This window comes from Thiocapsa rosea (genome assembly GCF_003634315.1).
Lineage (GTDB): Bacteria > Pseudomonadota > Gammaproteobacteria > Chromatiales > Chromatiaceae > Thiocapsa > Thiocapsa rosea.
Window position 1 is genome coordinate 3,557,858 of record NZ_RBXL01000001.1, and the last position, 23,731, is coordinate 3,581,588.

Sequence of the window (23,731 nt, forward strand, 5' to 3'; positions counted from 1 at the left end):
GAGGTTTGGTGCGTCCACGGCCCTAAGCGGGGACGGGGTCTAAATAATAGATTTTTTAATCTCTTAAACCGCGCCAGCTCCAGCGGTCGTGAAGTCTGCCGGGGCCGATCCCACCTACAGACATCGCCTATCGCGCCGGGCGCGGTTTAAGTCGGGAGCTTCAGACAGATCCTCGCCCCGCCGAGCACCGACGCCTCCACGACGAGTCGTCCCCCGTAGGCCTCGCAGATCTCCCGGGCGACGGCAAGACCGATGCCGTGGCCCGGTACGGCCTCGTCGGCACGCGCCCCGCGCGCGAGGAGGCGTTGCGCATCCTGCGGCCGGATGCCGGGTCCGTCGTCCTCGATGGCGAGCACCAGCATCCGCTTCTCATGGGTGGCGATGAGGTGGACGCGGCGGCGACACCACTTGAAGGCATTGTCGAGCAGATTGCCGAGCATCTCCATCAGATCCCCTTCAACGCCGTTGATCTGCAGCTCTTGCGGGACCGCTAGCGTGACCTCGACACCCTTGTCGCGATAGACCTTTTCCAGCGAGGCCAGGAGGCGTTCCGCGACGCGCCCGATCGGCACCGGCGGCGCGAGTATGGATGCCGGGGCGGCACCCGTGCGGGCGCGGTGCAGTTGATGGGCAACGATGTTGTCCATCCGCCCGAGCTGCTCTTCCATGAGCGCGCGCGTGTCCTGTCCGGAGCCGGCATCGCCGACGGCGCCCCGCATCACCGCGAGCGGCGTCTTGAGGCTGTGCGCGAGGTCGCCGAGCGCGTTGTCGAGCCGCATCTGGCGTGCCTGCGCATGGGCCAGCAGTCCGTTCAGATTGTCGGTCAGGGTGCTGATCTCGGTCGGATAGCGGCCGAGGATCTTGTCTTGTTGGCCGGACTCGATTGCGGCGACCTCGGCGCTGACCCGCCTCAAGGGTGCCAATCCCCAGGCGAGGATCAGGACCAGCGCCGTCAACATGAGCGCGGCCATTGCACCGAGCCAGACAGCGAGGCTTGCGCGAAAGCGTCCGACCTCTTCGTCGAAGGCAACCGTGTCTTCCGCCACCAGGAAGACATAGTTGCGCGGCACCGCCCCCGTCGCCCAAGACACGCCGAAGCCTTCTACCAGATAGTCCTGTCCGTTGCTGTCGGTCCGAAATTCGAGGCGGCGCTCGCCGGGCACGAGCGCCATGGGGCCGGGCTCGGGGGTGCCGATTGCGGAGTCGGATTCCCAAATCAGACGGTCGGCGGTGTCGAAAACGCGGGCGTAGAGGCCCGATGCAGGCAGGCTGAAGCGGGCCTCGGCGAGCGCCTCGGGAAAGACCAGGCCGTCGTTCTCCGCCTCCGCTGCCGCCATGAGCAGGAAGATCTGGGCGAGCAGACGCTCCTCGCGCGAGGATTCGGCGGTCTCGCGGAAGGCCCGTTCCAGGGCAAGGCTGGTGAGCAGGATGAAGAGCGCGAGCACCGCGGCGGCGGAGGCGACGACGCGTGCACGCAGCGACATCAGGCGGAACCCGGGTGTGCGTCCTCGCTTGCGAGCGCCAGGCGATAGCCGCGACCGCGCAAGGTCTCGATCGGCGCGAGCGAGCCGTCCGGGTCGAGCTTGCGCCGCAGGCGGCCCAGAAGCACCTCGATCACGTTGCTGTCGCGATCCTCGTCGTGTGGATAGAGGCGATCCGCCAAGGCTTGCTTGGAGAGCACACCGCCGCGGGCGCTCGCCAGTTGCTCCAAGAGCCGGTATTCGAACGCCGTCAGCTCGGTCGGGCGCTCGTGGATCCACACCGATTGGGCCACCAGATCCATGCGCAAGGGTCCGATGCGCAGCTCCCGAGACGCCGCTCCGTTGGATCGGCGGATCAGGGCGCGCAATCGGGCCAACAGCTCCTCGGCTTGGAACGGCTTGGCGAGATAGTCGTCGGCGCCGGCCTCGAGACCTTCCACCTTGTCCTGCCAGCGATCGCGCGCGGTGAGGATGAGGATCGGCAGGAGACTATCGGCGGCTCGCAGGCTGCGGATGATCTCCAGCCCGCTCATCCCAGGCAAGCCGAGATCGATCACCGCCGCGTCGAAGGGGTATTCGGTCGCCAGATACAAGCCTTCGCGACCCTCGCCGGTGCCCTGCGCAATCGCGCCCTCGCGAGCGAGACGCTCGATGATTTGGCGCCGCAGCTCGGTCTCGTCCTCGATCACCAGGATATGCATAGGTTCACCCTCTAAACCGCGCTCAGAACGAGATGCGCCATTTTCATGTTGCGTTTGGCTTCGGAGAAGTCCTCGATCTCAGTGGGATGCGGCTTAAAAGCTAATATTTTTTAATACCTTAAACCGCGCCGGCTCCGGCAGTCGTCGGAGCCGGCGTGGCCAAGCAATCCAACAAACGACGCATATCGTGCTGAGCGCGGTTTAGCGACCCGAGACGAAGACGTACTTGACCTCGCCCGACGGTGTCAGAACCTTGACCTGGTAACCACCGTCCGACGGCTTGACGGAGAGCACGCGCCCGCCGCCGGTCTGGCGTCGCGCCTCCTGTTCTGCTTGGGAAGGGCTCATTCCTTGGCCCGACTTCTCGCTACGGCCCCACGCCACCCCGGTCGTCGCGGTGACGGCGACGAGAAGCAAGACGGCGAGGGTGACTCTGGTGAGACGCATGGTGTTCTTGGCTCCGGGATCCGTTCCAGGTGCGGGTGAATCTAGCACAGCCGATCCGTCGAGCCGAAGGCATCTGCGGACCGCAACCCATTATCGCGGATCTCGGTCGCTCCTGTATCGAGGCCCGGGCGGATTCAGGATGACCGAGCGGGGAGGGACATAACCGCGAATGGCATGACCGCCGTATTCCGGGGCCGTGATGGTGGTGGTGCCGCGCTCGGGGCGATAACGGCGGGGGTAAGGGTCGCAAGGACGGCCGCGATCACAGCGCCATTCCCGACCGTCGCGTCCCTCCCACATGGGGGGCTCCCGCGCCTGCGAGGTCGCAGGCGCGAGGGCAAAGGTCGCAAGACCGACAGCGGATAGGATCAACAGCGTCCGGCTGATGTTCATGGATCATCTCCAGCGAAGCGGCGGGGAAACGGATACCCCGTCATAACCCTAATCATAGAGCCTCCACGCTGAACCGCACCTGAACCGCAGTGCCGTCGAAATCCCTTATCACTTAAACCGCGCCCGCTGCGACGCCTGCAGATGGATTCGACATCAACCCCGGGGAGACAGCGCATGTCCCCCCGGGGCGCGGTTTAATGCCCTTTGAGCCGCCTGCGCATCACGTGCAGGGTCGGCTCGGTATAGCCGTTCGGCGCCTCGCGACCCTTGAAGATCAAATCCGAGGCGGCCTCGAAGGCGATGCCGTCGAATCCGGGTGCCATCGGGCGATGCAGAGGATCATCGGCGTTCTGCGCGTCGACCACGGCGGCCATCCGCTTGAGCGTCTCCATGACCTGCTCCCGCGACACGATCCCGTGATGCAGCCAGTTGGCGACATGCTGGCTCGAGATCCGCAGGGTCGCGCGATCCTCCATCAGGCCGACGTTGGCGATATCCGGCACCTTCGAGCAGCCGACACCCTGATCGACCCAGCGCACCACGTAGCCCAGGATGCCCTGGCAGTTGTTGTCGAGCTCCTGCTGGATTTCCTCGGCACTCCAGGCGCAATCGGGATCGAGCGGAATCTGCAGGATGGTGTCCAGGCTCGCCCGCGGTCCGCCGGCGGCCAGCTCGGCTTGGACGGCGGCCACATCGACTTGGTGGTAGTGCATCGCATGCAGGGTCGCGGCGGTCGGGGAGGGCACCCAGGCGCAGTTGGCGCCGGCCTTGGGGTGACCGGCTTTGGTGGCCACCATGGCGCGCATCTCGTCGGGCATGGTCCACATGCCCTTGCCGATCTGGGCATGGCCGCGCAGACCGCAGGCGAGACCGACATCGACGTTCCAGTTCTCGTAGGCGAGCAGCCAAGGCGCGGTCTTCATGTCGCCTTTGCGCAGCACCGCACCGGCCTCCATGTCGGTGTGGATCTCGTCGCCGGTGCGGTCCAGGAAGCCGGTGTTGATGAAGATGACCCGCTCGGATGCGACCCGAATGCACTCCTTGAGATTCAGCGTGGTGCGGCGCTCCTCGTCCATGATGCCGATCTTGATGGTGTTGCGGGCGAGCCCGAGTGCGTCCTCGACACCGGCGAAGATGTCGACCGCGAGCTGAACCTCCTCGGGTCCGTGCATCTTCGGCTTGACGATATAGACGCTGCCGGCGCGCGAGTTGCGACGAGCGCCGTAAGTCGGATGGATGTCGTGCAGGGCGCAGGCCACCGTGACCAGCGCATCGAGCATGCCTTCCGGGATCTCGTTGCCGTCGGCATCGAGCACGGCATCCGTCGTCATGAGATGGCCGACGTTGCGCACCAGCATGAGCGAGCGGCCGGGCAGGGTGAGTGTGCCGCCGAGCGGGGTGCGGTAGATCCGGTCCTCGTCCAGGGCGCGATCGACAGGCTTTCCGCCCTTCTGGAAACGGGCCGTGAGGTCGCCTTTCATCAGGCCCAGCCAGTTGCGATAGACCCCGACCTTGTCCTCGGTATCGACCGCGGCGACCGAGTCCTCGCAGTCCTGGATACTGGTCATGGCCGATTCCAACAGCAGATCGGCCACCCCGGCGGGGCTGTCGCGACCGACCTGATGCTCGCGATCGATCCGGATCTCGATGTGCAGGCCATGGTTGATCAGCAGGATGGCATCCGGCTTCTCCGGCGTGCCGAGATAGCCGACGAACTGCCCCGGCTCCGCCAGCATGGTCTGGCTATTGTCCGGCAGGCAGACGACCAGCTTGCCGTCATCGACCCGATAGCCGCAGGACTCGCCGTGCGAGCCGCGGTTCAAGGGTGCCGCCTCGTCGAGGAAGGCGGCGGCGCGGGCGATGACCTCCGCCCCGCGTTTGGGGTTGTAGGCCGAGCCGCGCTCCAAGCCATCCGTGTCCGGGATCACGTCTGTCCCGTAGAGCGCGTCGTAGAGGCTGCCCCACCGGGCGTTGGCGGCGTTGAGCGCGTAACGTGCGTTGCTCACCGGCACCACGAGCTGTGGGCCGGCGATCTCGGCGATTTCCGCGTCGACGTTCGCCGTGGTGACGCCGAAATCGAGGCCTTCGGGGACGAGATAACCGATGTCCGACAGGAAGGCGCGGTAGGCGCCCTGATCCAGTGTTCGGCCGCGATGCTCCAGATGCCAGGCGTCGATCCGGGCCTGCAAGGCGTCGCGCTTCGCCAGAAGGGTGCGATGACGTGGCGCGAGCTCCTGCACCAGGTTCCCGAAGGATTGCCAGAATGCGTCGGGCGCGATGCCGGTACCGGGCAAGACATCGTCGCTAACCAGATCGAACAAAGGCTGCGCGACCTTCAAGCCGCTTACATCCATACGCTTCATCATGATCTCGATCTCCAACCCTCGGGTCGCGAGGGCCATCTCAGTGGTATCGGAGTGCCGTGCATTGTTGTCTTCAGCCCCCCAAAAAGCGAATCGGCACGCGTCTCGCAACGATCGTCGAAGGGACGATGATCCGGGCGCGCCCGATTGTACAACTGAACTAAAATGGAGGCTTTGGCCGACCGGGGCAATCTTTGACCGATGAATTCCGTCAAGTTAGAGGATTCGTTGGTCCAATGCTTCGGGAGTGATGCGCCGGCTTGCCGGCGGGTCCTCGGGAACGACGGAGGAAGCGCCGAAATCAATGAAATACCTCTTGCGACGGTCGCCAGCCCTGCGCGTAGCCCTGATTTACTTCGTCTTCGGGCTCGTTTGGATCTTGGCTTCGGACGTGCTGCTGTCGCTCGCGACAGGCGAGCTGGGAATCCTGCTGGGCATGAGCCTGACAAAGGGCCTGTTGTTCGTCGCGGTGACCGCGATCCTGCTCTTTTGGCTGCTCAATACCTCGATCGGTCGCGCCCTGGAGGCAGAACCCTCGGCGCTCGAGGGGCCGATCAAGCCCGTCACGCCGCTTCGGATGATCCTGGGTTTTTTGGCCCTCTTGATTCTGGTCCCGATGTTGAGTCTCGGGGTCGTCTTGATTCATGGTCCCCAACTGGAGCGTGACGCCTATTCGAATCTGAACGCGGTTGCCGCGCTCAAGGCCGGTCAACTCGAGCAATGGATGGCGGAACGGCACGGCGACGCTGTACTGCTCGCCTCCGATGTACCCTTCTCACGTCGAATCGACCAGTTACTCGGTGACTTGCCTCCGGATCCGACCCTCGCCGCAGACATCTCCGACCGGCTTGCCGCACTTGTGAACGCCTACGGCTACGAGGGCGTTCTCCTCGTCGCGCTTGACGGCGACGTTGTGCTGAGTATCGGCGAGCATTCCGAGCTGCTGGCGCCGCTCGACGCCTTGGCCTTGCGCGCACGGGTCGAGAATCGTGTCCTGCAGAGCGGACTCCATCGGGACGAGGGAGGCGGCATTCACCTCGATTGGGTGATCCCGATCTCGGTCGAGGAGGGCGGAGCCCGGCGGGCGGTCGCCACCGTCGTGCTGCGTGCGGGTACCGAGGGCTTTTTGTATCCGTCCCTGCGCGCTTGGCCGACCGCGAGCCCGAGCGCCGAGACCCACTTGGTGGAGCGGGTGGGCGATTTCGGGGTCTTTCTGAGCGCCGCTCGCCATCGCGACTGGGTACCGCTTGTTCGAAAGGTGCCCTTGGGCGATCGGCTGCCGGCAACGGCTGCGTTGCTGCACGACAGCGACGTGGGGCAGGTTCCGGGGGAGGACTATCGCGGGGTCGAGGTGCTTGCCGTCTTTCGCCAGATCGCAGGGACCAACTGGCGCCTGATCGCCAAGGTGGACCGTGCCGAGGTCATGGCGCCACTGCGGGTGTTGGTCTATTGGGTCAGCCTGGTCGCCTTGGCCGCGCTGTCGGTGCTCGCGACGTCCGGTTACTTCTTCTGGCGTCTTCAACGTCGTGCCCACCGTCTCGAGATGGCGGCGCAGGCCGCCGAGAAGGACCGGCTGTTGATGAAGTTCTATGAGCTCCCCTTCGTGGGCATGGCGATCACCTCGCCTCGGATCAAACGCTGGATTCGTTTCAACGATCGGCTCTGCGAGATCTTCGGTTACGCGCGCGACGAGCTGGCCGAGACGACGTGGGTCGAGTTGACCTATCCGCCGGATCTCGACGCGGATCTGGCCGAGTTCGAGCGGGTATTGGCCGGAAAGTCGGACGGCTACGCGATGGAGAAGCGCTACCTGCGCAAGGACGGGCGGATTGTCCACACCGAGATCGATGTCCGTGTCGTGCGGCACGAGGACGGGAGCATTGACTATTTCGTCGCGACCATCGACGACATTAGCGAGCGCAAGCGTCAGGAAGAACGGCTTCGGCTGGCCGCGGCGCTGTTCGACAACACGCGCGAGGGTGTCGTGGTGACGGATCGCGATTCGCGTATCCTGCAGGTCAACACGGCCTTCGTCGAGCTGACGGGCTATGGCGAGGATGAGGTGGTTGGACGAACACCGAGTCTTCTGCGATCGGATCGTCACGACGCCGCCTTCTTCGATGCGATGTGGCGGAGCATCGACGAAACCGGCCATTGGCAGGGCGAACTCTGGAACCAGCGCAAGAACGGCGAGCTCTATCCGGTGTTGCTCAACATCAGCGCGGTCAGGGACGATGCGGGGCAGGTGATCCAGTATGTCGGCGCCTTCTCGGATCTGTCTCGGATCAAGGCGTCCGAGTCACGGGTCGATTTTCTGGCCCATCACGATCCCTTGACCGAGCTGCCCAATCGTTTTCTGCTCGTCTCGCGCCTGGATCACGCGATCGATGTGGCGGCCCGCGAAGGCCAGCTCGTGGCGCTGCTGCTGCTGGATCTGGACCGCTTCAAGGACGTCAACGACAGTTTCGGTCATCCCGCAGGCGATGTCCTGCTCCGACAGACGGCGCGACGTCTCGGCGGTTGTCTGGTTGCGGCCGATACCTTGGCACGCCTCGGCGGAGACGAGTTTGCGATCTTGCTCGAAGATATCGTCGATCCGCAGGACGCCGCCCGTGTCGCCGAGCGGCTGATCGCGGCGTTGGGCGAGACCACCAGGCTGCCCGACGGCACCGAGGTACGCATCGGCGCCAGTATCGGCATCAGCGTCTACGCCGGGCAAGACGAGGATGCCGGGGAGATGCTGCGGCAAGCCGACGCCGCCCTCTATCGGGCGAAGGAGGGGGGCCGCAGTCGATTCGATTTCTATACCGAGGATCTGACCCACAGCGCTCGCCATCGCGTCGAGACCGAGCGACGGCTGCGCGACGCCTTGGCCGAGGGGCAATTGGTCGCGCATTACCAACCCCAGGTCGAGATCGCCACCGGACGGGTGATCGGCGTGGAGGCGTTGGTGCGCTGGCGCGATCCCGAGCATGGGTTGATCCCGCCCGGCGAGTTCATCCCGCTCGCCGAAGAGACCGGCTTGATCGGGGCGCTCGGCGAGTGGGTGCTGCACGAGGCATGCCGCCAAGGCGTACTCTGGATGGAGATCGGCATCGCCCCCTTGGTCGTTGCGGTGAACCTTTCGGGGTATCAGCTGCGTCAAGGCGACATCGTCGAGTCCGTTGCGCGCGTGCTTCGTCAGACCGGTTTCCCGGCCGAGCGGCTCGAACTCGAACTCACCGAAAGCGCCCTGATGGAGCGCGAGGGCGATACCGCAGGCGTCCTCGATCGGCTGCGTGCACATGGTATCCGCATGGCGGTCGACGACTTCGGAACCGGCTATTCCTCCTTCGCCTATCTGCGCCGGTTCCGACTGGACGTGCTGAAGATCGACAAGCGTTTCATCGACGAGATCGACCAACAGCAGGATGCGCGCACCATCGTCGACGCCATCATCGCCATGGGTCACGCCCTCGGATTGCAGGTCTTGGCCGAGGGCGTCGAGACCCAATCCCAGCTCGACATCCTGCGCGACCAAGGTTGCGATCTCTTCCAAGGTTACTTGAAGAGTCGGCCCTTGGATGCCGATGCCGTCACCGCGCTGCTGCGCAACGATGCGGGCTGATCCCCCGGTCCGCCCGCGGGCTGCAAACCGGAGTGGGCGCCTTTGCGATACTGAATGCCGGATTTAGATGATGGATAAGCTGAACCCGCGCCAGCGCTCGCGCCTCATGGCTCGGGTCGTCGGCAAGGACACCAAGCCCGAGTGGATCCTGCGCTCCGCACTGCACCGGCTCGGGTTTCGCTATCGTCTGGGCGGGGGCGGATTGCCCGGTCGGCCGGATCTGGTCCTGCCCAAGTACCGCGCCGTCGTTTTCGTTCACGGCTGCTTCTGGCATCACCATGCCGACTGCAAACGCGCGACCTTGCCGCGGACCAACGCCGCCTTCTGGAAGGAGAAGCTGGAGCGCAACGTCGCACGCGACGGCGAGGCCGCAGCCGCGCTCGATGCCTTGGGCTGGAAGGTCATCGTGGTGTGGGAATGCGAGCTGTACCGCGATCCGGTCGCGGTCGCGTCTCGTGTGGTTGCGGCATTGACCGAGGGGGACGCCGCGCAGGAGGACGGCGGCTGCGATCTCGGAACACTCGATCCCCGTCGGTTACTCCGAGTCGCCGAGGAGAAGCGACGCTATCGGATCGGCCCCAAACCACTCGACGAGTATCCGGATCAAGACGGGTGAGTGCATGAGCCAAGCGACCGCCCCGACGCGACGCCGGCGATCGTCGCGAAGCGCCAATATCCCGGGATCGACGACTTGCAGTCGTCCTCTTCCGCTGTCCCGACGGCCAGCGGCATCGAGTCCAACTCCACGATCTCATAAACCGCGCCGAACACGCGTTGGCCGGGCTATGAACCAGGCCGCGCCGTGACTCGTTCGAAATCTCGGCCATGGAGGCACGTGGCGCGGAGCGCCGCGAGGGATGCGTGACACCGCGGAGCGGGTGTCACGCGTCCGAAAACATCGCATACCGCGCTGGGTGCGGTTTAGATGTCGTCGACTAGCTCCAAGCGGCGTTCGATTCGGTCCAAGCGATCCTTGAGCCGGTCTATGGCTGCCTGCTGGCGCGCGATATCCTCGGCGGTTCCGGCCTCGTCGCGGCGAATCCCGGCGATCGCGGATTCGACCCGATTAATGCGATGCTTGACGTCGTTGAATTCGTTGTGCATGTTGGTTTGCAGCGCCGTGATCTGGTTCCGTAGAGCACGGAACTGCTCGAGAATGAGGTGCTCGATGTTCTCGGTCATGGCGATCATCTCCACCGGATTACGTTTTTCCGGAATTCAGAGTGCCGGCTTGCTCGCGTCATCCGACGTTCGAACGATGCGGTCGATGTCGCAATGATAGGTCAAGGCTAACACGACCGCTTTGGATCTCTAAACCGCGGTTGTCAGCGCTTGCCGCCGAACAGCCGTCCGAAGAGCCCCGATGCATGTGCCTTCGCCGGCGTTTGCTCGGCCAGCGCGATCGCAGCCGCGGCGGCGGTTTTTGCATCCTCGGCCTCCGCGGTCTGCCAGGCTGTGCTGAGCGTCTCCCAGCGTGGGTCGCTGCTGTCCAGGCTCCAAGCCCGGATGTGCTTGTCGACGCTGCCGGAGTAGAGCCATTTGCCGTCGGGGCTGAAGGCGACGCAGTAGACGTCTTTTTCGTGGCCGGTCAGGCGCGACATCTCCGCGCCGGTGACGGCGTCCCATAGGACGATCGTCTTGTCCGCGCTGCCCGAGGCGATGGTCTTGCCGTCAGGGCTGAAGACGGCACTCCACACCGGATAAGTGTGCTCCTCCATCTCCATGATCAGCCCGCCCTTCTCGAGGTCCCACAGACCGATCGAGCCGTCGACGTTGCTCAGCAGAAGTCGCGTTCCGTCCGGGCTGAACTGGGTGCTGTTGATGCCGTTGTTGATGACGTCGAGCCGCAGCAGCTCTTCCCCGGAGTCGACATCCCAGACCGCCATGGTGCAGTCGCGGCTACCCGAGACCAGGCGCGTGCCGTCGATCGAGAAGACCACGCCCTGCACGTATTGCGGATGTCCCTCGATGGTGCGCACCAGGGTGCCGTCGGCGGATGTCCAGATGCAGATGGTGCCGTCTTCGCTTCCGGAGGCCAGCAGCTCGCCGCCGGGCTGGAAGTCGACGCTGTAGACGAGGCTGCTGTGGCCGCTCTGGCTCCAGAGCGCGGCTCCGGTGGCGGTGTCCCACAGGCGCACGGTGGTGTCGGTGCCGCCCGAGGCGACCCATTGGCCGGCGGGGTGGAAGCGCACGGTGTAGACGCGACCGTCGTGACCCTGCATTTCATGCTCGACGCGCCCCGCGGCGACGTCCCAGATCTTGACCAGGCTGTCCCAGCTCGCGGTGGCCAGGCGCTGGCCGTCGGGGCTCAGAGCAAGCCCGTAGATGGTGTCCGTTGCGGCCGTGCGTGGCACGGAACGCCAATGTGGGGTAGGCATCGCGGTCTCCTTTTGACTGATGCGAAGTGATGCTGGAGGCTAGTAGGGCGACGCCGGCTCAGGACTCGATCATCTGGTCGAGCCGATGGCCGGGGCGCACCATGGGGATGACGTTCTCGGCCTTGTCGACCCAGACATCGACCAGGACTGGGCCGGGCTCGGCCAACGCTTGGGCGACGCCCTCGCGCAGATCCTTCGGATGCTTGATGCGCTGGGTCTTGAGGCGCGGGTAGACATATTTGAGGCCGGTCAGGTTCGGGATCTGGCGCCGGCAGGTCTGGTCCAGGTCCATGCAGTCCGGGTCGCAGCTTGCGTCGCGGGCGAGACAGGTCTCGTAATGATGGCCCTCGTCCATCATGTCTTCCCACTGGCGGACCATCCCGAGAAAGCTGTTGTTCAGGACGAAGATCTTCAGCGGGATCCGGTTGGCGACCAGGGTGCCGAGCTCCTGGATGTTCATCTGAAAGCTGCCGTCGCCGTCGATCAGGACGAGTGGGTGGACCGGGTCGGCGAACCAGGCCCCGATGGCTGCGGGCAGACCGAAGCCCATGGTCCCGAGTCCGCCCGAGCTGATCCACTGGCGCGGCCGGCGGAAGCGATAATACTGCGCCGACCACATCTGATGCTGGCCGACACCCGTCACCAGGGTCGCGTCGCCCGCGGTCAGCTCGGAGATGATCTCGACGACGGCCTGCGGCTTGATGTACTCGGACCGGCCGTAGGGCTTGGGCATCTGCTCACGCCAGTGCGCGATTCGGGCGAGCCAGTCGGCATGGTCGGCGGCCTGACCGGTGGTCAAGGCATGTTCGAAGAAGTCCCCGAGCTCCGCGACCAGGTGCAGATCGGTCGCGATGGTCTTGTCGATCTCCGAGGGGTCGATGTCGACATGGGCGATACGCTTGCCCGTGGCGAAACCCTTGACCGCGACTCGGTCGTCGAACCGCCCGCCCAGCGAGAGGATCAGATCGGCATCGCGCAGGGCATAGTTGGCCGGGATGGTCCCGTGCATGCCCGGCATGCCGAGGTTGTGGGGCAGCTCGAAGGGCAGGGCGCCGAGCGCGTTGAAGGTCGTGGTGACCGGGACGGAGAAGCGCTCGGCGAAGGCCCGCAGTGCCGCTGCCGCGTTGGCATGGATGACCCCGCCGCCGGCCTTTACGACCGGCCGCTCGGCGGCGGCAAGCGCGGCGAGGATGGCATCGGCCTTCACCGGGTCGAATGCAATCGGCTCGCGATGACGGATCCGGGGCGGGTTCTGCCCGCTCGGATCTCTGCTCGTTTGGGCCAGTTGCACGTCCTTGCAGATGTCGACCACGACCGGCCCCGGCCGACCGCGGGTCGCCAGCGCATAGGCCTCGCGCAGCACCCACTCCAGATCACGGACGTCCTTGATCAGATAGTTGTGTTTGGAGATCGGCCGCGTAAAACCGACGGTATCCACCTCCTGGAAAGCATCGGTGCCGATCGCCGCACTCGGTACCTGGCCTGTGATGAAGAGCGTCGGGATCGAGTCCTTGTAGGCGTCCGCGATGGGCGTGGCCAGATTGGTCGCGCCCGGTCCGGAGGTCGCGATCGCAACCCCGACCCGGCCGCTCGTGCGGGCATAGCCTTCCGCGGCATGACCCGCACCGCCCTCCTGACGACAGAGGATGAACTTGGGTGCCGGGTCGCGGCGACGCATCCGTCGATTCAACTCGACATGCAACGGAATCACGGCACCGCCTGTATGGCCGAACAGATACTCGACCCCGAGGTCGGTCAGGACATCGAAGAAGATGGCGGCTCCGGATCGGGGGGCATGGCTCATGGGGCGAATGACCAGGGCTCAACGTCTAACAAGCCGGTAATCATACCCTCACATGACGCAAAGGGCAGGATGGATCGCCAACCGGGCGGGGCTTTCGGTTATCCTCCAAGGCTCGTCGGTCCCCGTGCGCCTCAAGGGCGGCGGGGCATCAAGAATCGCGATTGAGGACGTTGTCGATGCAAGCGATCGTTGGGCGGCTTAGAGGACTGTTTGAAAGATTGGGGCGGGTGAATTACGAACGGCTCTTCGTCGTATCGGTCGTGGTTGCGACACTGACGGGGTCGGTCTATGTCTACCTCGTAGACTTTTATTTCGCGGGCTCGCCGGATCAGGCTGTTGCGGTCGATCCCCTGGTTGCGGACCGGGTTGCGCCGATCGGACGGGTGACCCTCGCCGAGGCTGTTGTTGCGGAGCCTGTTGCTGCGGAGTCCGCTGTTGCCGAGCCCGTTGCTGCCGAGCCGGTTGCTGCCGAGGCTGCTGTTGCTGAGACCGCTGTTGCTGAGACCGCTGTTGCCGAGCCCGCTGTTGCGGAGTCCGCTGTTGCCGAGCCCGTTGCTGCTGAGCCCGTTGCTGCTGAGCCCGCTGTTGCCGAGCCCGTTGCTGCTGAGCCCGCCGTAGCCGAACCCGTGGCAGAGACCGCCGACGCTGCGACTGACGAGTCGATGCCGGTTGAAACGTCTGCCGAGGGCAGCGTCGCCGAAGCGGCTGCATCCGAGGCGGGGTCGCCTGATGTGGCCGCGGCCTCGGATGCGTCGCCCGAACCCTCGCCCGAACCCTCGCCCGAGCTCTCGACGCTTCAGGCCGAAGGGCATGCCGCTATGTCCGCGGATCCGATCGAGGCATTGTCCGCATCGACCGAGGCCGATGAGGTGATTGCGGCCGAATCCGAGCCTTCGGTCCGGCCCGAAGAGAGTCAGACGACCGGCCCCGCCGCAGCGGCCGAGCAGCCGCGGCCTGCGCCGACCTACCCACCGGTTCCGCCGGGCTTCATGCCGATGCCCGCGCAGGGTTACGCCCCGGGTTACGCCCCGGCCTATCCGCACTATCCGGCGCCGCCCGAGGTGACTCGGCAGGCACCCGGCGCGCCGTTTTGGTACGGTCCCGGCCCCTATCAAGCCTATCCGCCTTCCCTCTACGATCGCTCCGTGGCGCCTCCGCCCGGTTATCGGCCGCCGCAGGGCTGGATGCGCTGAGGTGGCGCGTGCCGGGGTCGGGATCGGCACGAGGCGCGGGTCCTTCGCCGCGGCGGGTTACCCCGCGACCGGGCGTCCCGCCCCGCGGGAGGATCCTCCGAGGTTCTCATGAGCGCCGCTCCCGTCGAGCTGAGTCTCAACGGCGTCTACTATCCGCCCTGGCTGCTGGCGGCACTGCTGGGTCTGGTCTTGGCGATCGTCTTGGCCGAGCTCGCCAACCGCACCGGGCTGAGTCGCTTCGTGTGGCATCCGCCGCTGTTCTTCGCCGCCCTGGTCGTCGCATGCACGGTCCTGGTGGGCACGACCCTGGTGCCGTCGTTTTTCGGCTGATTCACTGACATCCATCCGGGCAAAGACACATGAGCAACGCGAACGCCGAGCAATGGATCCTGGGCAGCGTACGCGTGCTGGTGACCCTGTCGATGGTCGGCATCGCCGGCGGTGCTGCCTATTGGGCCTGGCAGCAGGGCAAGGCGCATCCCTGGACCCGCGACGGGCAGGTTTTGGCCGATGTCGTCCATGTGGCGCCCCGGGTCGGCGGTCAGGTGATCGCACTCCATGTTGTCGACAATCAGCGGGTCGCCACGGGTGACCTGCTGTTCGAGCTTGATCGGCTGCCGTATCGACAGGCGTTGGAGCAGGCCGAGGCCGACCTCGCCTTGCGTCGCGCCGAGGCGGCACAGGCTCGGCAAGGCGCGGAGCCTCCGTCGGGCAACGCTCTCTCCGCGGAGGACGAGGGCACCGAGCAAGCGCGTGAGGCGGTAAAGGATGCCGCGGTTCTCGCGGCCGAGATCGCCTTGACGACTGCGCGGATGCACCTCGACGACACGCGGGTGACGGCGCCTGTCGACGGCTATGTCACGAACCTGCAGCTCGGGGAGGGCACCTACGCGGAGGCCGGCGTACCGCAAGTGGCGCTGGTGGCCGCGGACTCCTTCCGCGTCGAAGCCTATTTCAAGGAGACCGATCTGCCCAACATCCGCATCGGTGCGCCGGCTGCGGTGACGCTGATGGGCTATCCGGACCGGCCGCTGGCCGGTCGTGTCGAGGGCATCGCGTTCGGGATCGAGCGCCCTAGCTCGGCATCCGGTCCGGGCGCTTTGGCGCAGGTGGAGCCCATGTTCGAATGGATCCGTCTTGCTCAGCGGATTCCGGTCCGGATTCGTCTCGACGCGCCTGCGGAGGACATCGTGTTGCGTGCGGGCTTGACCGCGAGCGTCGCCGTCAATCCGACTGCAGCGAGCGGGGACGCACCGAACCCCGTTCTCGAATCCGACTGACAGGTCGAGCGGCGCACGCCTGTTCACGGCGGAATCCGTCCACCATGCCGCCGATCGCGCGCACCTGGAATCCTGCAGCAGCGCTCAATGCGCTGAAAACGACGCTCGGCGTCATCGTCGCCTGGGGCATCGTGCTCTGGCAGCAACTACCGGATCCCTTCCTCGCGCCGATCGCTGTCTTGTTCCTGCAAACACCTTACCTCGGCGCATCCCTGCACAAAGGGCTCATGCGCGTGCTCGGCACCTTGGCCGGCGCACTGCTGGTGCTTGTGCTCCTGGCGTTCCTGATCCAGGACCGCTGGGCCTTGATCGGCGCGCTCTCCGCGGTGGTGGCGGTCTCGATCTACATGATCCGCAACAGCCGTTACGGCTACGCCTGGTTCATGCTCGCCATCACCGCAGTGATCATCGCCGGGGACGCGTCGCTGGAGCCGAGCATGGCGTTTGCCAAGGCGGTCTCGCGCAGCACGGAGGCGGTGGTCGGCATCCTGGTCGTGCTGGTGATCAACGGGCTGCTCTGGCCGCGTACCGGCGGCGCTGTCTATGACCGTGCCTATCGCGAAGCGCTTGCCGGGCTCGCCGAGCAGATGCGCCGGCTCGGCGAGGCGGTGTCGGCCGGTGCGGACGAACGCTTGCCGCAGCCGCCGAAGACACTGCGCGGGGCACCCGTGCGGCTGCGCGAGATCCTTGCGGCCGCGGCACTCGACAGCGGCGGCTTCCGGCGTCTGCGACGCACCTATGAGGCACAGATCGACGGGCTCGCCGCCGTGCTCGGCTCGCTCATGGCCTTCGGCGAGAACCTGCGCTTGGCCGCCGAGGGCGAGCGGGCCTTTCTGAGTACCCCGCACCGGATGGCCTTAAGCAGTGCGCTTCTCGAGCTCGCGGCCGCCGTCGAGGCGATCGAGCAGGACCCCGGCGCCCTCGCCGAGCAGCCTCCGGCAGACGCCTTGTCCGCTGCGCGACAGTACCTCGGTCGTCTGAGTGCGGATCCCGGTCAGGAGCCGGAAGCGGTCGCCGAGAGCGCCCTGCTGCACGCGACCTCTTTTGCCTTGAACGGATTGATCGCGCGTGTGGAGGGCCTTGCGGATGGGGCCGTCGCCTTGGCCGCCGGGCGCTCGCTTCCGGCCTCCGCGTTGGCCGTGGAGGTGCGCGGGCCGCTTGGCGAGCGGCTGGCCCGCGGCCTGCCCAATGCCCTGGTCGCCGCTGCCGGGTTCTGGTTGATGGCCTTGCTGTGGATCGAGCTTCAATGGCCTCCGTTCGGCGTCATCGGGTTGACCATGGTCATCGTGGTCATCGGTGTCGAGACCTTGGCGAATGTCCCCGTTCATAGGCGGGCGCGCCGGCTCGCGATCGGCGGGGTGGCGGGGACATTGCTGACGGCGCCCGTCTACTTCGCGGTGATGCCGCAGTTGGACGGCTTTCTCACGCTCTCGCTCGTGCTCTTCGTCTTCTACTACCCGATCCTCTATTTCTTCCACGCCTTGCCGCCGCCGCACAATCTCTTTTTCTTGGGCGCGGGTCTCATGGCGATCCTGATGGTCCAGCTCGAGCCGACGCAGACCTACAGCGTCGTCGGCTACCTTGGACTCTCGCTCAGTATCCTGACAGGCTTCATCGTCGGCATCACCCTGCTCGGCATCGTCGGGGGCAGATCGCCTCGAGAGCATTTGCGCCTGACGCTGAAGGATCTGCTCGCGACGCTCGACCGCACACTCGGCGATCTGGCCGATCGCAATCGCCCCGATTTCGCCGCAGCGCTCGCGCGCCACGAGCAGCGTCTGCGCGCCCAGCTCCAGTCACTGGCCGAGATCGTCCCGATGGCCTACGCGGCGCATACGCTGGCCAACGACCGGGAGCGGATCGATGCGCTGCTGGAGGCGGTGGAGACATTGCTGATCCGTATGGGTGCGCTCCAGCGGGCGCGTGCCCGATGGCGCGAGGAGTGCGGTGCCGACCGAGAGAACAACTGCCCGCGAACGGACTTCGGTCGGCACTGGCGGGAGGCATTCCAGGTCACCCTGCGCGAACTCCTGCGCAAGCTCGATCAACCGCGTCACTCGGTCAGTCTCGCCGCGCTCGATGCCAATCGCGACCTCGCCTTGTCCGAGGTCGCGCGCGTCGACGCCCTGCGCCGGGGCGGCGATCCGCCGCCGGGCGCCGTCTATATCCTCGGGATCGCGGGTCACTACATCGGGGTTGCGCGTGGGCTACGGACGTTCGCCGAGGCGCTCCAAGCGATCGACTGGGCGGCTTGGCGGTTACCTCGCTTCTAAGGAACGATTCAAAAACAACCGAAGCACGTAGTCAGCGGGCGATCTGGCCGGCACGACGTGCGGCAAGCGCAACGAACAGATAGGCCCATCCGTTGAAAATCAGCTCGATGGCGACGAAGAGGCCGATGACCCACATGCCGGACATCGGCCACTTGGCGATGATCATGGCGCCGAGCGCAATCGAGATCAGGCCGGACAACACGAGCCAGCCCCATCCACTCTGCCCTCGATGTTGCAAGGACATGATGACGCGCGATACGCCGACGGCGATCAGCACGGCAGCGAGCGCCAGGGTCAAGGTTCCGGAAGCGAGAATGGGGTCGACGACGATGAGCAGTCCGCCGGCGATGTAGAGCAGTGCAATCAAGATGTGCCAGAGTGCGCCCTTCCAACCTTGGCACTTGAAGGCGTCGACCAGCTGAAAGGTGCCGCCGACGATCAGCAGTGCCCCGAAGAAGACGACGCTCACGAGCGTGAGTCCGAACGTCATCCCCAGTCCCACGGTGCCGAGGATGATGGAGAGGATACCGAATGCGAGAAGCCATCCCCAGTTGCGGCTCAAATCGCCGAACACGGGGTGCTGCGCGACGGGTGTATTCTGGTCGTTCGCCATGCGTGATCTCCTATAATGGCACTTGGCTCGGTCGGCTGTGTCCAAACCGGTGAAGGCGTCGGATCGCGGTCATGGCCGGTCCGGGGCCGCCGTAAAAGCATACGCCGGTTCGGCCTATCGGCCTATGACGATGACACGTACGCATGTCCGATCCGGACCTTGCAGCCCAGCTCGATTTTCAAGTGCACAGGAGGTTCTTCCCGCATGGTTTCTCACTACAACATCATCATCGTCCCGGTGGACGGTTCTGAAGGCGCCGCGCGCGCTGCCTTGTTCGCCGCCGATTTGGCGCGTGCCACGGGATCCCCGATCCAGCTGCTGCATGTGTTCTCCCCGACCAGCAACGAGCTGATGGGGATGGCGCATCTGCCGCGCACGCAGATCGAATCGATCAGTCACGAAGCGGCCAGTATCGCCTTTGCCAAGGCGCGGGAGGCGATCGGCAAAGCCGACGATCTGACGATCGAAGAGAAGGGTGTCTGGGGTGAGCCGCGCGAGGAGATCGTTGCCGCTGCGGAGGCCGCCGACGCCATGATCGTGATGGGCCGCCGGGGTCTCGGCAAGATGCAGAAATTGATCATCGGCAGCGTCTCGGATGCGGTGATCCGCACGGCGCATCGGCCGGTCACCGTCGTGAGCTGAGCCTTCGGCCTTCGGCCTCCTGCCTCCAGCCTCCTGCCTCCAGCCTCCTGCCTCCAGCCTCCAGCCTCCAGCGAAGCCTAATCGAAGCCGGTGGCTGGAGGCCGGCGGCAGGAGGCAGCACGCTGCCGCGCGACGCGCTCAGACAGCGTAACGCAATACCGCCGCCAGCGCCTTGCCATCCGGGATGTCCTGCGCGCGCACGCTCAGGACTTCGCCGCCGGACACGAGGACCCGGCGCGCGATCTCGTCGATGACCCCATAGGTGTCGGCGCTCGCGGCGTCCGCGAAGGTAACGGCGCCGTCCGTGTCGTCGACCGTGCCGTTCACCACCTGATCCATGTCCACCAGCAGGCTCTGGACGGCGCCGAAGGTTGCCGCGCGTGCGGTGCGGGCGATGTCGGTCGTGGCGCGATCCTCGTTGACGCGCTGTTGGTAGAGCGCGTTCCAGTCGGCGATTTGCTTGGCGTACAGCGCGTCCAGGATGGGGCGCGCCGCGGTGGCCAGCTCTGCTTCGGAGAGGCGCTCCGGATTGCCTTCGATGCCTTCTGCGACTAGGTGCGGATAGGTGTTGACCGAGCGATAGATGGCGCCGAGGCTCTCGACCGAGGCCAGGATCAAGGGGGCCGAGCTGCCGGCCAGGAGTCCGCGCAGCGCACTGTCGACCTTGCGTGCGTACTGCCGCAGCCGAACCTTTTTGCCCTCCGATCCGCCGATGCGCCCGCTATAGGAGCGGGTGGCGATGCTCGCCTCGCCGACCGACGAGGCGGCGTCCGTCGGCAGATCCGCGACCTTCACCTCGCTCGCGGGCAGGTCCGCCGAGACCTCGATCAAACGCACGCCCCCGTCGGCCAGAGCCAGGACGTAGCCGGCGTTGCAGAAGTTCACCGAGCGTAGCAGCGGTTTCATATGAAAGCGGTCGGAGACCTTGACCAATGGCGCCAGCGCATTGGGAACGCGGAAGGTGCGCAGATTGTCCGGGGTAGCGAAGACCACCAGGCCGTGGGCCTGGAAACGCCAAAACTCGTCGTCCTCGACGAGATCGTCCAATTCCTCGATCAGATCCTTGACGCGCCGCTTGTCCGCGCCTACCGCCTCCAACTGTGTTTGTGCCTCCTTGGTCAGATTCTTGAGTAGGATGCGATCCGCGTCCGACTCGGTGCTGATCGGCGTGGTGGGCAGGATGATGGACACCGCGATGTCGTTGCGCTGGGTCGCGAGGTCGGCGAGCTCGTCGGCGGTGGGAAGATCGAGATAGAGCATGCGTGGTCTCTCCAGTGGTGATGGCCGGCGGCGGTGTCGACGCCGGTCCAGTATACGAATGCGTAAGGACGGAAAGAGCGGTCGCTTCGGCGGACCGCCCGGTCAGGCGTCGTCGACCAGATGTTCGGGGCGCGGCAGGTCGACCTGCGTCGCGGGCTCGGCACCGGAGCGGCGGTTCAGCGCAAAGTCCCGCATGGCCGCAGCACCCGAGAGGTTGTAGACCTCCGCGAAACCGTGCTGCGCCAGGATGCGCACGGCGGCATAGGCGCGCTGCCCGCCGCGGCAAGAGACCACCGTGGGTCGGGCGGGGTCGAGCTCGCCGAGCCGGTCGCGCAGATCGTCGAGTCGGATGTGCTTGGCGTGGGGTACGTCGCACAGCGGAAGCTCCTCGAGCTCCGCCGCCTCGCGGACATCCACGACCTGGAAGGCGGAGAGATCCGCGTCCGGCTGGATCAGCGGAGCGAGCCCGTCGAGATCGTTCTGTGCGACGAAGGCGACCATGTGAAGCGGGTCTTTGGCCGAGCCGAAGGGCGGTGCGTAGGCGAGATCCAGCGCCCCGAGATCCTCGATCGTGCCCTTGAAGTGGATCAGGGTCGCGACGATGTCGAGCCGCTTGTCCACACCCGCAGCGCCGACGACCTGTGCGCCGAGCACGCGTCCCGTGCCCGTCTCGTAGACCAGCTTGATGCCGATCGGCGCAGCCCCCGGATAGTAGCTCGCATGATGGAAGGAGACGATATGCACCGCGCGCGCATCGAATCCGGCCTGCCGCGCCGCGTGCAGCGAGAGACCTGCAATCCCGGCGGCGTATCCGAAGACGCGCACGACCGAGGTGCTCCAAGCCGCCGGGGCCGGGCGCGAGGCACCCGTCGCGGCATGTTCTCCGGCCAGCCGGCCGGTGCGGTTGGCGATACCGGCCAGCGGGACCCGCATGCGCTCTCCGGTCGGACCGAACGCATATTCGGCGGCATCCCCGACCGCGTAGATGTCCGGGTCCGAGGTGCGCATGTACGCGTCGGTCGCGATGCCGCCGCTGGCCCCGATGGTTAGACCGGCATCCACCGCGAGACCGACGTTCGGGCGCACGCCGATGCACATCAGGACCAGGTCCGCCGGCACATGAGTCCCGTCGGCGAGGGTCACGCCGGTGACGGCCCCGTCGGTCTCTTCGATCGCGGCAACACCGCGGCCGAGCTCGAGTCGGACCCCGTTGCGCTCGCTCTCCCGGTGGAGCGGCTCGGCGATCTCCCGATCGAAGAAGGGCATGACCTGGTCCTGCAGCTCCACGACCGTGACCTTCAGACCCCGATGAACGAACTGTTCCGCCACCTCGAGACCGATATAGCCTGCACCGACCACGACGGCCTCTTTCGCATGCACCATCCCGGCGATGATTCGGTCCATGTCTACGATATTGCGCAGGCTGAAGACGCCTTGTGCCGTTGCACCCGGGATGGGCGGCATGATCGGCGCTGCGCCGGGGGAGAGGATCAGCTTGTCGTAGCCCTCCCCGTACTGCTCGCCGGTGTCGAGATTCTTGACCAGCACCCGCTTGGTCTGCCGATGGATGGCGAGCACCTCATGGCGAATGCGTGCGTCGATGAGAAACCGGTCGCGAAACAGCTCCGGCGTCGCGACCAGGAGCTGCGCGCGGTCGCTGATCTCTCCGCCGATGAAATAGGGGAGGCCGCAGTTCGCGAAGGACACATAGGGGTCGCGCTCGAACATGATGATCCGGGCATGCTCGTTGACGCGGCGGGCCCGCGCCGCCGCCGATGCGCCGCCCGCGACACCGCCGACGATGAGGATCTTCGGGGCGTCGTGCGCTTGTGTCGTGGATGTCACTGCTGCGTTCTCCGTCGTGGTCGAGGCAGTAAACCCCTATTCGATCAAGGGGACATCGTGTCGATGCCGACTGCGGGATCTTACCGGAAACCCAGGTCGAGTGCCGGTTGCTCGCGCGCGATGATTCGCGCCGGGCGCAGCGCAAGCCGGGCGTTCCCGCGGACCTTGCCGCCGATCAGTTGATGCTGGCACCTTGGATCCAACTCGAGATGCCTCTCACGGAGAGTTTCTGGAAACTGATTGGTGCTCGGCTCGTGGACACCACGACCTTGTCGGTCGTCCGCCCGGTCGTTGCCGGCGGTCGCGAGGATCGTGTCGGGCGGGGCGATCGTGGTCATGACGGAGCACGATGCGAGGCGAGACGCGCTCGCAGACCGCGGGCGCCGCGCAGCGCCCGTTCGCGACCTTCCCAAAGCCAGAGCGGTGGACCGGCGCGGCGATGCAGCAGCCGGAAGTGTAATGTCGGCGTTGCGCCGAGATAGTCCTTGAATCGGCCGAGGGAGGTGGTCGGTGATCCGCCGAAGTTGATCCACTGCCAGGGCGCGGCGTCAACCGCCGCGCCGATGCTCGGGGGCGCCAGCGCCTCAGCCACCGACCAGTACAGCGCGGGGATGGTGCCGAGCCCGACAGTCTCGGCGTCGAAGCCGGCGCGCCACAGGTAGGTCTCCCGGTCCTCGCGGCTCAGCAAGACCAGCACGCTCGCCCGCCGTTTGCCGGCGCCGTCACGGGCCGCATACAGGCGCGCCCCGTCGTGCGCCTGCAGCCAGGCAATCCGCGTCTGCAACACCTCGGCCCAATGCCGGGTCGGCGCTTGACCGAAGCGCAGCACCACTTGGCGGTGCAGGTCGATGAAGGCCGTTACGGCGTCCGCTTCGCGGTCTTCGGCCAGGTGCAGTTGCTCCGAGGCACGCCGGATCTCGCGTCGCTTGTCCCGGTTCATCGCGGTCCACACGTCCGGCAGTTCGAGGAGCGGCCAGCGGTGGGTATAGACCGGCACCAAGGTAAAGGGTCCGCGCAGCAGGGCCCGTAGGTCCTGGAGCGATGGATGGGTCTCGGCGACGATCAGATCGATCCGCGCCGCCACCGCCGCGGCCAGCGCCGCCAATGCGTCGTAGCGCGCGCTGGCCTGGCGAACCGCGCCGGAATCAAGGTCTGCGGCGAGGATCGGGCCGGCATAGAAGAACTCGAAGTGATGGCTGATGGCGCCGCCGCAGCAGGGTCGCACCGGCAAGGCCCAGCCCGCCTGCAGCCGCCCGACGCCCTCGCGCAACGCAAAGCGCAGCACCTGCAAGCGTGCCCCGTCGGTTTCCGCCAGCATCCGCAGCCAATCGCTGCGCAAAAAGGCAGACCCTTGCGGCGAATCCTGCACGAGCGCATCCCAATCCGCATCGAGCGCGGGCGTCAGCGCATCGCAAATGACCTCCGGCATAAGCTCCTCCTGAACGCGCGTC

Annotated in this window: 20 protein-coding genes; 7 read left to right on the forward strand and 13 right to left on the reverse strand. The window is 66.0% G+C overall.

Annotated elements, in window-relative coordinates:
• Positions 1–146 precede the first annotated feature (146 nt).
• The 5 genes from BDD21_RS16000 to BDD21_RS16020 form a co-directional block, all read right to left on the reverse strand.
• Positions 147–1,484, reverse strand: coding sequence for an ATP-binding protein (locus tag BDD21_RS16000; protein WP_120797987.1), 1,338 nt, complete (start codon positions 1,482–1,484; stop codon positions 147–149).
• Entirely contained in the window at positions 1,484–2,182 is a 699-nt protein-coding gene (locus BDD21_RS16005) for a response regulator transcription factor (RefSeq protein WP_120797988.1), read from the reverse strand. Before BDD21_RS16005 ends, BDD21_RS16000 begins: the two co-directional genes overlap by 1 nt.
• Before the next feature lie 201 nt (positions 2,183–2,383).
• The gene (locus tag BDD21_RS16010; RefSeq protein WP_120797989.1) at positions 2,384–2,629 is read right to left on the reverse strand and encodes a PepSY domain-containing protein; all 246 of its coding nucleotides are present in this window, start codon (positions 2,627–2,629) and stop codon (positions 2,384–2,386) included.
• A 90-nt stretch (positions 2,630–2,719) separates the two neighbouring features.
• Entirely contained in the window at positions 2,720–3,022 is a 303-nt protein-coding gene (locus BDD21_RS16015; RefSeq protein WP_120797990.1) for a hypothetical protein, read from the reverse strand.
• 194 nt (positions 3,023–3,216) lie between these two features.
• The gene (locus BDD21_RS16020) at positions 3,217–5,388 is read right to left on the reverse strand and encodes a malate synthase G (RefSeq protein ID WP_120799965.1); all 2,172 of its coding nucleotides are present in this window, start codon (positions 5,386–5,388) and stop codon (positions 3,217–3,219) included.
• 301 nt (positions 5,389–5,689) lie between these two features.
• Between BDD21_RS16020 and BDD21_RS16025 the strand changes: the two genes are divergently transcribed.
• The gene (locus tag BDD21_RS16025) at positions 5,690–8,992 is read left to right on the forward strand and encodes an EAL domain-containing protein (RefSeq protein ID WP_170164780.1); all 3,303 of its coding nucleotides are present in this window, start codon (positions 5,690–5,692) and stop codon (positions 8,990–8,992) included.
• A gap of 70 nt (positions 8,993–9,062) precedes the next feature.
• The gene (locus BDD21_RS16030; protein WP_245969642.1) at positions 9,063–9,608 is read left to right on the forward strand and encodes a very short patch repair endonuclease; all 546 of its coding nucleotides are present in this window, start codon (positions 9,063–9,065) and stop codon (positions 9,606–9,608) included.
• Between the two features lie 305 nt (positions 9,609–9,913).
• Here BDD21_RS16030 and BDD21_RS16035 read toward each other — a convergent pair whose 3' ends face one another.
• From BDD21_RS16035 to ilvB, 3 genes are all read right to left on the reverse strand, one after another.
• Positions 9,914–10,174, reverse strand: a complete 261-nt coding sequence (locus BDD21_RS16035; protein ID WP_147431113.1) for a hypothetical protein — start codon at positions 10,172–10,174, stop codon at positions 9,914–9,916.
• Between the two features lie 143 nt (positions 10,175–10,317).
• The gene (locus tag BDD21_RS16040) at positions 10,318–11,370 is read right to left on the reverse strand and encodes a WD40 repeat domain-containing protein (protein WP_120797994.1); all 1,053 of its coding nucleotides are present in this window, start codon (positions 11,368–11,370) and stop codon (positions 10,318–10,320) included.
• A gap of 58 nt (positions 11,371–11,428) precedes the next feature.
• Positions 11,429–13,174 (reverse strand): biosynthetic-type acetolactate synthase large subunit, encoded by a 1,746-nt coding sequence (gene ilvB / locus BDD21_RS16045; RefSeq protein WP_120797995.1) that lies wholly within the window; start codon positions 13,172–13,174, stop codon positions 11,429–11,431.
• Positions 13,175–13,401: 227 nt separating this feature from the next.
• On the opposite strand from ilvB, the gene BDD21_RS27520 reads away from it, so the two are divergent.
• The 4 genes from BDD21_RS27520 (at position 13,402) to BDD21_RS16070 (ending at position 17,920) form a co-directional block, all read left to right on the forward strand.
• Entirely contained in the window at positions 13,402–14,367 is a 966-nt protein-coding gene (locus BDD21_RS27520) for a hypothetical protein (RefSeq protein ID WP_147431114.1), read from the forward strand.
• A 108-nt stretch (positions 14,368–14,475) separates the two neighbouring features.
• Positions 14,476–14,697 (forward strand): DUF1656 domain-containing protein, encoded by a 222-nt coding sequence (locus BDD21_RS16060; protein WP_120797998.1) that lies wholly within the window; start codon positions 14,476–14,478, stop codon positions 14,695–14,697.
• 29 nt (positions 14,698–14,726) lie between these two features.
• Positions 14,727–15,647, forward strand: coding sequence for an efflux RND transporter periplasmic adaptor subunit (locus BDD21_RS16065; RefSeq protein WP_120799966.1), 921 nt, complete (start codon positions 14,727–14,729; stop codon positions 15,645–15,647).
• 44 nt (positions 15,648–15,691) lie between these two features.
• Positions 15,692–17,920 carry an FUSC family protein gene (locus BDD21_RS16070; protein ID WP_170164781.1) on the forward strand — a complete coding sequence of 743 codons (2,229 nt, stop codon included), beginning with the start codon at positions 15,692–15,694 and terminating at the stop codon, positions 17,918–17,920.
• 31 nt (positions 17,921–17,951) lie between these two features.
• On the opposite strand, the gene BDD21_RS16075 is transcribed toward BDD21_RS16070, so the two are convergent.
• Entirely contained in the window at positions 17,952–18,533 is a 582-nt protein-coding gene (locus BDD21_RS16075) for an HdeD family acid-resistance protein (RefSeq protein ID WP_120798000.1), read from the reverse strand.
• A 15-nt stretch (positions 18,534–18,548) separates the two neighbouring features.
• On the opposite strand from BDD21_RS16075, the gene BDD21_RS16080 reads away from it, so the two are divergent.
• Positions 18,549–19,175, forward strand: coding sequence for a universal stress protein (locus tag BDD21_RS16080; protein ID WP_120798001.1), 627 nt, complete (start codon positions 18,549–18,551; stop codon positions 19,173–19,175).
• A 138-nt stretch (positions 19,176–19,313) separates the two neighbouring features.
• On the opposite strand, the gene BDD21_RS16085 is transcribed toward BDD21_RS16080, so the two are convergent.
• The 4 genes from BDD21_RS16085 to BDD21_RS16100 form a co-directional block, all read right to left on the reverse strand.
• A complete protein-coding gene (locus BDD21_RS16085; RefSeq protein ID WP_120798002.1) occupies positions 19,314–20,435 on the reverse strand; it encodes a baeRF11 domain-containing protein in 1,122 nt (373 codons plus the stop codon).
• Positions 20,436–20,537: 102 nt separating this feature from the next.
• Complete coding sequence (locus BDD21_RS16090; protein WP_120798003.1) at positions 20,538–22,280, reverse strand: FAD-dependent oxidoreductase; 1,743 nt, start codon at positions 22,278–22,280, stop codon at positions 20,538–20,540.
• Positions 22,281–22,360: 80 nt separating this feature from the next.
• The gene (locus BDD21_RS16095) at positions 22,361–22,618 is read right to left on the reverse strand and encodes a hypothetical protein (RefSeq protein ID WP_120798004.1); all 258 of its coding nucleotides are present in this window, start codon (positions 22,616–22,618) and stop codon (positions 22,361–22,363) included.
• Entirely contained in the window at positions 22,615–23,709 is a 1,095-nt protein-coding gene (locus BDD21_RS16100) for a GNAT family N-acetyltransferase (RefSeq protein WP_120798005.1), read from the reverse strand. Before BDD21_RS16100 ends, BDD21_RS16095 begins: the two co-directional genes overlap by 4 nt.
• Between the last annotated feature and the right edge of the window lie 22 nt (positions 23,710–23,731).

What these genes read in the sequence shown, in the direction of transcription:
- BDD21_RS16000 (WP_120797987.1), bottom strand. Translation starts at nt 1,484, where the DNA reads ATGTCGCTGCGTGCACGCGTCGTCGCCTCCGCCGCCGCGGTGCTCGCG.
- BDD21_RS16005 (WP_120797988.1), bottom strand. Translation starts at nt 2,182, where the DNA reads ATGCATATCCTGGTGATCGAGGACGAGACCGAGCTGCGGCGCCAAATC.
- BDD21_RS16010 (WP_120797989.1), bottom strand. Translation starts at nt 2,629, where the DNA reads ATGCGTCTCACCAGAGTCACCCTCGCCGTCTTGCTTCTCGTCGCCGTC.
- BDD21_RS16015 (WP_120797990.1), bottom strand. Translation starts at nt 3,022, where the DNA reads ATGAACATCAGCCGGACGCTGTTGATCCTATCCGCTGTCGGTCTTGCG.
- BDD21_RS16020 (WP_120799965.1), bottom strand. Translation starts at nt 5,388, where the DNA reads ATGATGAAGCGTATGGATGTAAGCGGCTTGAAGGTCGCGCAGCCTTTG.
- BDD21_RS16025 (WP_170164780.1), top strand. Translation starts at nt 5,690, where the DNA reads ATGAAATACCTCTTGCGACGGTCGCCAGCCCTGCGCGTAGCCCTGATT.
- BDD21_RS16030 (WP_245969642.1), top strand. Translation starts at nt 9,063, where the DNA reads ATGGATAAGCTGAACCCGCGCCAGCGCTCGCGCCTCATGGCTCGGGTC.
- BDD21_RS16035 (WP_147431113.1), bottom strand. Translation starts at nt 10,174, where the DNA reads ATGACCGAGAACATCGAGCACCTCATTCTCGAGCAGTTCCGTGCTCTA.
- BDD21_RS16040 (WP_120797994.1), bottom strand. Translation starts at nt 11,370, where the DNA reads ATGCCTACCCCACATTGGCGTTCCGTGCCACGCACGGCCGCAACGGAC.
- ilvB (WP_120797995.1), bottom strand. Translation starts at nt 13,174, where the DNA reads ATGAGCCATGCCCCCCGATCCGGAGCCGCCATCTTCTTCGATGTCCTG.
- BDD21_RS16060 (WP_120797998.1), top strand. Translation starts at nt 14,476, where the DNA reads ATGAGCGCCGCTCCCGTCGAGCTGAGTCTCAACGGCGTCTACTATCCG.
- BDD21_RS16065 (WP_120799966.1), top strand. Translation starts at nt 14,727, where the DNA reads ATGAGCAACGCGAACGCCGAGCAATGGATCCTGGGCAGCGTACGCGTG.
- BDD21_RS16070 (WP_170164781.1), top strand. Translation starts at nt 15,692, where the DNA reads ATGCCGCCGATCGCGCGCACCTGGAATCCTGCAGCAGCGCTCAATGCG.
- BDD21_RS16075 (WP_120798000.1), bottom strand. Translation starts at nt 18,533, where the DNA reads ATGGCGAACGACCAGAATACACCCGTCGCGCAGCACCCCGTGTTCGGC.
- BDD21_RS16080 (WP_120798001.1), top strand. Translation starts at nt 18,549, where the DNA reads ATGGCACTTGGCTCGGTCGGCTGTGTCCAAACCGGTGAAGGCGTCGGA.
- BDD21_RS16085 (WP_120798002.1), bottom strand. Translation starts at nt 20,435, where the DNA reads ATGCTCTATCTCGATCTTCCCACCGCCGACGAGCTCGCCGACCTCGCG.
- BDD21_RS16095 (WP_120798004.1), bottom strand. Translation starts at nt 22,618, where the DNA reads ATGACCACGATCGCCCCGCCCGACACGATCCTCGCGACCGCCGGCAAC.
- BDD21_RS16100 (WP_120798005.1), bottom strand. Translation starts at nt 23,709, where the DNA reads ATGCCGGAGGTCATTTGCGATGCGCTGACGCCCGCGCTCGATGCGGAT.